We start from the raw sequence: 9,134 nt of genomic DNA on the forward strand, positions 1-9,134 counted from the left end.
TGCAGATACTCGTCCCACTCTCGATCAAATGCTGCTGAAAGTGCTTCACGTCATCCGGCGATGCCGCCTCCGGAGATCGCCCGAGCCAGGTTGCAAATCGCTTGCAGGCCCGCAAGTGGCTGGTCTGCGAGGCAGGGCCGAGATTGCGCGCGGACATATCCGCCATCATCCGGGCGCGAAGCGGCGTGGTCGGTGTAGGATGCTGAATGGTCATGCGAAAACCCTCTGTCGATCGAGGCAAGATCACCTCGACCAACAGCACACACCCAGCATCAAAATCCGCGAAACAAATCCCAGTTCAGCGCAACGACAGCCACTCAGAGCCATTATCGCGAAGCGATTTAGTGCTCGCGCAGTTCACTGCCGTTCGCGCTGGCGCGGGAGGTCCGGTCGCCGCCGACCAGGATCGAAAGGTTAGTTTGCCGACTGTGCGGACCTTCGCTGCGAGCGAGAGATTTCGGTCCTCGCCAGTGCAGCATTCCGCAACAAGGGCGGACAGCCGACGTTCGCTACGGACTGGGTGAACAGCCGGTCCCTGGCAGTACGGCGTTTGCGTCTCAAATGGGGATGGCATTCCCGAATGTGATCCGCGTAAGAAGATCCGATTGTACGGCTTCGATGGCACCGCCGTTCGTTTCCACCCAATTGGATTGTCCAACTCTGGCCGTGACGGCGCCGCATCGGAAGGCCCAAGGTGTTTGATGGCAAGTGCACCGCCTGCGGGCGCCAACTTTAGCGCAACCACAACGGACTTTCTTCATCGAGGCCAACTGCGAACCAAGCCTCCAAAGCGACCTGTTGTCAAAGGGCCGCTTCGTCCTATGATAGCAGGGAGAAGCAGGCTTGGGCGTTCGCCTAATCGTAACTACTGGATTTGTGCAGTGAATCCGGTCCAGCCTTCGCGAAACTACACCTCCCGATCGGGCGCGGTTGCGGGCTTTCTTGCGTTGATCGAGACACTTTGGCTCGTTGACGTTGACGCTTCGAAAGGAGCATCGTCGCTAACGGCAAATCCGGCGTCCCCAGAGCAATCCTCGCCGGTATGATACAAGTGTGGATACCACGATCTCGTCCGAGTGTGTCGTAGACTTTCGTCCGACGCTTTACCTGTGGCTATCGAGCTTGCTGAAGCGCGAGCCCTCGCCCGAGACGCTGGCGGGGTATCGTTCAGCCGAAGGGCGCGAGATGCTTGCGCAACTGGCGACCGTGCCCGAACTCTCCGAGTCGATGGCCGGGATGATCGCCCTGAGCGAAAGCTGGAGCGATCCGGACGGGACTTCGCTTGATCTGGCGGTGGCTTTCGCGCGGCTCTTTCTGGGGGCCGACAGGCACGCGCAGGTGCCGGTCTACGAATCCGTCTACACAAGCGAAAACGGCCGGATCTGCCAGGAGGCGACGAGCGAGATCGCGGCCCTGTTGCAGGACCACGGGCTGAACGCCGACGGCTGGTCTGAGCCGGCCGATCATATCGCCGTGGAACTGGAATTCCTCGCCTTGCTGGCCGACCGGGCCAACACTACCGGGGATCCTCACGCAGAACAGGGCCAGCACGCGTTGCTCACCCGGCACCTGTTCCTGTGGGGACCAAAGTTCTGCGACTTGTGTATCGAGCGCGACACCAGCGGCTTCTATGCCGCCGCTGCCCGGGTGCTGAAAAGCGCCTTGGGCCGTGAACAGAGACGCCTGATCCGTCCCAATTGAGGCCTCCGGGATCGAAACGATTCCCGGAGGCGCAAGACGAACGTCCGGAGCTACGCCCCTGCACGGGTTTTGTTCGCTCAAGACGATGATCAGCACCACATCAGACAACCATCCAACGGAGAAATCCCGATGAGTACGCACAGTTTCTTTGCATCCCGCCGCTCGGTCCTGAAAGGACTCACGGCGCTCGGCGCGGGCACCCTCATCGCACCGGCGCTTCTGCGGCCGGCCCATGCGGCGGTCGGCGGCATGATGGCGGATGGCGATGTCATCAATGGTTCGCACTACGGCTTTGGCTATGCCAAGGTCGAAGGCGGCCGCATAGTCGGCATGACGGCGCACGAGAAGGATCATGTGCCGAACAAGATGTTCGAGACCCTGCCCGACTGGGTCTATTCGCCGACACGCATCAAATACCCGATGGTCCGGAAGGGCTTCCTCCAGAACGGCCACGAGAGCGACCGGACGGAGCGCGGCAAGGGCGAATTCGTCCGCGTAAGCTGGGAAGAGGCGCTGGATCTCGTGGCCGCCGAACTCAAACGCGTCAAGGAAACCCACGGCAACGGCAGCATCTATGGCGGCTCCTACGGCTGGAAGACGCCGGGTCTGTTCCACAACTGCTTCAACAACCTCTACCGCACGCTGAACCTGCACGGCGGCTTCGTGAACGACGTTCAAACCTATTCGACCGGCGCAATCCGGGTGATCATGCCCTACGTGAACGGTGGTCCGACAACATCGTCGACCTGGCCCGCCATCATCGAGAACACCGAGTTGCTGGTTTTCTGGGGCGCCAACCCGGCGCTCAACTGCCGTATCGGCTGGAAGGTGCCGGACCACGCAGGGTTGAAATACCTCAACGACTTCAAGGCGACCGGCAAGCAGACCATCGTGGTCGACCCGATCCGCAACGACACCGCCCAGCTTCTGGAGAGCGACTGGATCGCGCCGCGGCAGGGTACGGACGTCGCCATGATGCTCGGCGTCGCCCACACGCTGCTCGAAGAGGATCTGCACGACAAGGCGTTCCTGGCGGACTATTGCGTCGGCTTCGAGGAGTTCTCGGCCTATCTGACCGGCGAGTCGGACGGCACGGCAAAAACGGCGGATTGGGCCTCCGAGATCTGTGGCGTCGATGCCGAGCAGATCAGGGAACTTGCCCGCCTGATGGCCTCCAAGCGCACCATGATCAACATGGGGTGGTCGATCCAGCGTCAGCACCATGGCGAACAAGGGCCATGGATGGCATTCACGCTTGCCTGCATGCTCGGCTACACCGCGCTGCCAGGCGGAGGTGCGGACTTCCAGATCCACTATGCCAACTATGGCACACCAAAGGGCACCGCGCCGATCTTCCCGGGCTTCCCGGCAGGCGAAACCCCCGAGGGTCTGCCGGCACCGATTCCGGTCTCGCGAGTCCCATGGGTCATGGGAAACGCTGGCGCGGAATACGACTACGACGGCACGCGCTACACCGCACCCGATCTGCGCCTTGTCTACTGGGTGGGCGGCAACCCGATGCACCACCACCAGGACCGCAACAAGCATATCGAGTATTGGCAGAAGCCGGAAACGATTATCGTCAACGAGATCAACTGGACCCAGACCGCCCGGTTTGCCGACATCGTACTGCCCGTCTGCACCAACTTCGAAAAGAACGACATGTCGATGGTCAGCGAACAGAACGTCGGCATCGTCGCCATGAAACAGGCGATCGAACCGCTGTTCGAATCCAAGTCGGACTTCGAGATCTTTGCGGAGATTTCGAAACGCCTGGGCTTCGAGCGGGAGTTCACCGAGGGCCGTGACGAGGCTGGCTGGCTTGAGCATATCTATGCCGAAGGTCTCAAGGATGCCGAGAAGAAGGGCGTGGAGATGCCCGACTTCGAGACCTTCTGGAACGAGACTTTCTACCAGGAGTTTCCGGTCACCGAGGCAGCCAAGTACGAGGTCACCCACGCCAGTTTCCGCGAGGATCCGCTGCTCAACCCGATTGCGACTCCGTCGGGCATGTTCGAGATCTATTCGCGGCGGATCGAGGGCTACAACTATGACGATTGCCCGCCGCATCCCGCCTGGATGGAGCCGATCGAACGCCTGGGCGGCGCGATGTCGGACAAGTATCCGCTGCACGTCAACACGCAGCACCCGACATACCGGCTGCACTCGCAACTCGACAACAACACCGCGCTTCACGACGCCTACAAAGTGCAGGGTCGGGAACCGATGTACATCAGCCCGGCGGATGCGGAAGCCCGCGGTATTGCCGATGGCGATATCGTTCGGATCTTCAACGATCGCGGTCAGTGCCTTGCGGGCGCGGTGATCTCGGACACGCTCAGTCCGAACCATATCCGCCTGTCCGAGGGCGGCTGGTACGATCCGGCCGAACCCGGAGTGATCGGTACGCTGTGCAAGCAGGGCGACGTCAACGTGCTGGCACCCGACATCGGGACATCGAGCCTGGCACAGGGCAACTGCGGGCATACGATCTTGGCCGAGGTCGAGAAGTACACCGGCGACGTGCCGTCGGTCACGACCTACGATCCTGTCGTTTGACGGGACCACGCAACGATAGGAACGGACGGGCGCCAGACGGCGCCCGTCTTTCAAGATTCTGGAAAAAGAGGACAAGCGCATCATGGCGGGTAGATTCGGATTTGCATTCGGCGGCGTGCTGCTTGCCGGCATCGTCGCCGGCATCTTGCTCTGGGGCGGGTTCCACACCGCCATGGAGTATTCCAACCGGACCGAATTCTGCATTTCTTGCCATGAGATGCGCGACTTCGTATACGAGGAATACAAGGAAACGGCGCACTACTCCAACGCCTCGGGCGTGCAGACGCAGTGCGCGGACTGCCACGTGCCCGAGGCCTGGGGTCCAAAGATCGTGGACAAGATCAAGGCCACGCGCGAGCTCTATGGCTGGGCCACCGGCAAGATCGACACGGCGGAGAAGTTCGAGGCGCACCGGTTGGTGCTGGCCGAACGTGTCTGGGACTACATGCAGGCGACGGATTCTCGTGAGTGCCGAAGTTGCCACTCCGATCAGGCGATGGATTTTCACGCCCAGGACCCGGAAGCCGCCGAACAGATGCAGGCCGGCTTTGCCAAGGGTGAGACCTGCATCGACTGCCACAAGGGCATCGCCCACAAGATGCCGGATCTGGCGAAACGCGCCCGCGAGCAGGCGGTTGCGTTCATGGAGGGCACCGAGGCGCTAGAATCCGACACGGTTTGGACCAAGCGCACAACCCCGCTCCACACTGCCGCCGCCCCGGATGCCGATAAGCTCGGCACGGTGCTTCCGGGCGTCAAGATGAGCAGGCTCGAAAGGGATGGAGACTTCGTGAAGGTCCGCGTGTCGGGCTGGCAGGCCGGCGAGGTTGCACGCGGCCAGTACGCGATGTTCGGACATCGCATTCTCAACGTGTCGATCTCGGGCAGCGCGGTGGATCAGGTCGAAAAGGGTGAGACCCGTTTCTATAGCGACGGCAACCAAGACTGGGTCGAAACCGCGCTCGAAGGCTGGATCACCGCGGCGGATCTGACCGCGGACCAGGACGCGCTCTGGGCCATTGCCAACGCGACCTACGTCAGTCAGTGCGGCGTCTGCCACTCCGCCGCAGCGCCCAGTTCACGTGGTGCTCTGGCGTGGCAGGCCGATGTGCAGGCCTACCAGCCCCGTACCAGCCTCACCGCCGAAGAAGGCCGGCTGGTCCTGCGCTACCTCCAGCTGCACTCCTCCGACATTGCCGGGCAGACGAACTAACGGTCGTTCGTCGGCCAGCTCATATTCCGGAAATGTCAGATCAACGCGCTCGGCTGCGCCGGAACGCTGTCAAGGGCGACGGAATGGGTGGTGCCACTGACGGAACAAGTGCGTGGGGCTGACGCTGAACGGTATCGCCAGATTCAAAATGCGGCGCAGACCAGGTCCTACCCACCGTCAAAACGCGATACCAGAAAAAGAAAAGCGGATTTCCGCTACAATGCTCACCAAGGGCAGGTCTGGGCCGGTTTCGTCGTTGCGCCATGTCGCTGGACAGCTCCAACTTCGCGGGTGCAGTTCGGGCGTCGGGTTTCAAGAACGCCGCGGTAAGCTCGATCCCCGGCAATCAGTCAGCAGATTTATCGCTAAGTAGATTTCACGACCCAACCTTACGGATCCGGTTTCGCCGCCAGCCAGATCAGAAAGCCGATATAGGCAAAGACGATGAGGTTCAGGACGGTATCGAGCGGTGCCCCCATCATGAGCGGGTCTCCCTGCCAAGTGAGCGGAACAGGCAAATCACGAGTACCGGAACGATGAAGACGAAAGCGATGGCGGATAGGGCGATGATCGAACGGACCACCCCGATATCCCCGACGAAGATCATCGCCAGTCCCAATGCGCCCAACACACCACCCCAGATCGTGCGGAGGCGCGGAGAGGGGTTTTCGTCCCCTCCTGCGCCAATCATCGCCAGCGTGAAGCCAGCACTGACGACACTTGTTACGACGAACAGGAACGCGGCGACCACGGTGGCGGTGCGGGTCACCATGTCGAGTGGAAACTTCTCCAGCAGCGCGAAGGTCGTCGCATCGAGATTTTGCTGGTTGATCGCCGACAGGGCGGCCTCCTGGCGCAGGGCATCGAAGAAGCCCAGCCCACCGAACCCGCCGAACCAGAGGATCGAAAAGAGGGTCGGCACGACGATGACACCGGCGAGGAACTCACGGATCGTGCGCCCGCGCGAGATGCGGGCGACGAAGATCCCCACGAAAGGCGACCATGCCAGCCACCAGATCATGTAGTTCAGCGTCCAGTCCTGGAACCAGTTCACGATCTCGGGGCCGAAAAACTCCACGGTCGAGAAGCCGGCGGGTAGGACATGAAACAGATAGCGCCCGAAACCCGAGACGATGCCATTCATGATGTAGGAGGTCGGCCCGAGGATCACGAGATAGGCCAGGAGTCCGATCGCAATCAGCATGGCGGCGTTGGAGAGCTTGGCCATGCCGTCTCCGAGATCCCGGCGCAGCGGAATGGTGAAAGCAATGCACATGGCGACAAAGATCGGCAGCGTTAGAGTCGCAGGTTCCTCCACCCCAAGCAGGCCGGCGAGCCCGGCCTGAATCTGGAATACCCCCATCGCCAACGATCCGGCAAGGCCGACGGCGATGGCGACAATGGAGAGCAGGTCGAACAGCCACGCCATCCCGCGCACCCAGGGTGCGGTTCCCAGTGCATCCAGAAGCGGCGCACTCAACAGGAGATTTCCGCCCCGGCGGAAGGCAAAAAAGGCAATGATCAGTGCGACGACGCCGTAGATGGCCCAGGCGTGGAATCCCCAGTTGAGATAGGTCACGAAGAGCGCCTCTCCGGCTGCCTTCGAGTCGGGCGAGAACTGGCGCAGCGTTTCAAAATGAGTCAGCGGCTCGGCAGCGCCATAGAACAAGAGCCCTACGCCCATCCCTGCGGCGAACAGCATCGCGATCCAGGCCGGGGTTGAGAACTCCGGCTCGGCATCATCCGGGCCCAGGCGGATATGCCCAAAGCGTGAAAGAGAAAGAAAGATGGCCACGAACAGAAGGCCACTCGCTTCCAGCATGATGAACCACCCGCGACTGTCGAACTGCACGGAAACGGCTTTCGAGGCCAGTTCCCCTAGCCCGGTCGGGTCGAGGAGCCCCCAAAGGGCAATCGAGGCGCTGATAGCCAGGGCGATGACAAGAAGGCTGCCGGGCCCTTTCCCATTCGGCTGTGACACTTGTAGCTCCCCATTCTCCCGGCCGATGTCGCAAACACAGTAGGCCGCTCGTGCTCAGACGAGCAACCCGCAGCCGCAGCGTGTCTACACTATGAGTTCGCCGGAACTGACGATCAATCTGCCGGCATAGGCTGGCGACAAGGAAGACGTTCCTGGTGAGTGATGTCTTGTTTCTCCGGGCTCGTTCCGGCCGTTCGTCGCCGCACGGACGAATGACCGGAAGGGTGAAGGATTTCTGATGCGGGGCGCGGCGTGAGTTTTGGCTTTGCGCGACCTCGGCCCGCGTTGGAAATCCTCCCAGGGTGGAAGCCGCGAGGGTCTTGTTGCTGTCTATGGAGAAAGCGCGCAGTCGGTACTTCGGGCGGCTGACTTCGAACCACGCAATGGTCTGAGGTTGAGGCGCCTGCACCGCGTTTCTACGTTCTTGGTCTTCCATTCAGACTGACGATCTTTGCGTTGATACAGTGGTTGCATGCTGATCTGTGTGTAAGGCGCACCGATTTCGATCCGGGTCGCAGGCTCGGACCAGAGTGGAATTTTCGAAGGGAATGGACATTTGGTCATGCGGCCTGCTCCCAAGGTGGTGCACGGGATAACGGGATTCGCCCACGCCGGAAGATCTCGACGATCCGCATCGGTCCGCCGCAGCAAGGGCACGGCTCGCGCAAGGTGAGCGGGGCGGTCTCTGTACTGTCCTGCGGTTCCGGCTCGGGCGGTTTGGCGTCGAGGAGGTTGCGGATTCTGGCGATGTTGGCCTTTCTGCTGGCGTTGGCCAACAGCCCGTAGTGGCGGATGCGGTGAAAGCCGTCGGGAAGGACATGGAGCAGGAAACGGCGGATGAACTCGCCAGTCTGCAGCCGCATGACCCGCTGCCGGTCGCCTGATTTGATCCGATAGTCCTTCCAGCGGAAGGCAACAGTGTCGGCGTCGGCGCTGATCAGGCGGGAATTGGAGATAGCGACGCGGTGGGTATAGCGGCTCAGATAGGCCAGCACGGCCTCCGGGCCACCGAAGGGTGGCTTGGCATAGACCACCCATTCGGCCTTGCGGAACGGCGCCAGCCAGGTGGCGAAGGCTTCACCGTCGGACAATCCCTCCATGTCGCCGTGGAAGTCGAGCTTGCCGGCCTGATGAAGCGCCGTCAGCGCTTCCAGAAAGAGCCGTCGGAACAGGCGCGACAGCACCTTCACAGGAAAGAAGAACCCAGGGCGGCAGGCAATCCATCGGGAGCCATCCGGCGACAGCCCGCCGCCGGGCACGATCATGTGGATGTGGGGATGGTGGGTCAGTGCGGAGCCCCAGGTGTGGAGCACGCTGGTGATGCCGACGCGGGCGCCGAGATGCCGGGGATCGGCGGCGATGGTTGTCACGGTCTCCGCCGAGGCGCGGAACAGCAGGCCGTAGACCGCCCGCTTGTTCCAGCACGCGATGCGGGCGATCTCGGCCGGCAGGGTGAAGACCACGTGGAAATATTCGACGGGCAACAGATCCTCCGCTCGCGCCGCCATCCAGTCGCGCGCCGCGGGGCCCTGGCACTTCGGGCAATGCCGGTTCTTGCATGAGTTGTACGCGACATGTTGGTGGCCGCACTTGCTACACGCGGCGACGTGCCCGCCGAGCGCCTCGGTTCGGCAGGCTTCTATTGCCGACATCACCTTGAGCTGGGTCAGGCTGACATGC

General features: G+C 61.8%; 6 protein-coding genes. 3 read left to right on the forward strand and 3 right to left on the reverse strand.

Annotated elements, in window-relative coordinates; all coding sequences use genetic code 11:
- Nucleotides 1-247 (reverse strand): phage integrase N-terminal SAM-like domain-containing protein (locus BLR85_RS26735; RefSeq protein WP_244520893.1); only part of this gene is annotated, 247 nt, incomplete at its 3' end.
- Nucleotides 248-1,053: 806 nt separating this feature from the next.
- On the opposite strand from BLR85_RS26735, the gene BLR85_RS26740 reads away from it, so the two are divergent.
- The 3 genes from BLR85_RS26740 to BLR85_RS26750 all read left to right on the forward strand — a co-directional run bounded on the left by BLR85_RS26740 (nucleotide 1,054) and on the right by BLR85_RS26750 (nucleotide 5,473).
- Nucleotides 1,054-1,701, forward strand: a complete 648-nt coding sequence (locus BLR85_RS26740) for a TorD/DmsD family molecular chaperone (protein ID WP_139188577.1) — start codon at nucleotides 1,054-1,056, stop codon at nucleotides 1,699-1,701.
- 129 nt (nucleotides 1,702-1,830) lie between these two features.
- A complete protein-coding gene (gene torA, locus BLR85_RS26745) occupies nucleotides 1,831-4,260 on the forward strand; it encodes a trimethylamine-N-oxide reductase TorA (RefSeq protein ID WP_093164574.1) in 2,430 nt (809 codons plus the stop codon).
- Between the two features lie 82 nt (nucleotides 4,261-4,342).
- The gene (locus BLR85_RS26750; RefSeq protein WP_093164576.1) at nucleotides 4,343-5,473 is read left to right on the forward strand and encodes a NapC/NirT family cytochrome c; all 1,131 of its coding nucleotides are present in this window, start codon (nucleotides 4,343-4,345) and stop codon (nucleotides 5,471-5,473) included.
- 478 nt (nucleotides 5,474-5,951) lie between these two features.
- Here the strand turns inward: BLR85_RS26750 and BLR85_RS26755 are convergent, their stop codons facing one another.
- Complete coding sequence (locus tag BLR85_RS26755; RefSeq protein WP_093164578.1) at nucleotides 5,952-7,454, reverse strand: BCCT family transporter; 1,503 nt, start codon at nucleotides 7,452-7,454, stop codon at nucleotides 5,952-5,954.
- Nucleotides 7,455-8,014: 560 nt separating this feature from the next.
- Nucleotides 8,015-9,134: IS91 family transposase (locus BLR85_RS26760; RefSeq protein WP_244520889.1), on the reverse strand; the 1,120-nt coding region annotated here is incomplete at its 5' end.

It is taken from the genome of Aliiruegeria lutimaris (genome assembly GCF_900099935.1).
Lineage (GTDB): Bacteria > Pseudomonadota > Alphaproteobacteria > Rhodobacterales > Rhodobacteraceae > Tropicimonas > Tropicimonas lutimaris.

Bases quoted from the DNA above. Each gene is read 5' to 3' on its own strand.
- BLR85_RS26750 (WP_093164576.1), top strand. From the start codon at position 4,343: ATGGCGGGTAGATTCGGATTTGCATTCGGCGGCGTGCTGCTTGCCGGC.
- torA (WP_093164574.1), top strand. From the start codon at position 1,831: ATGAGTACGCACAGTTTCTTTGCATCCCGCCGCTCGGTCCTGAAAGGA.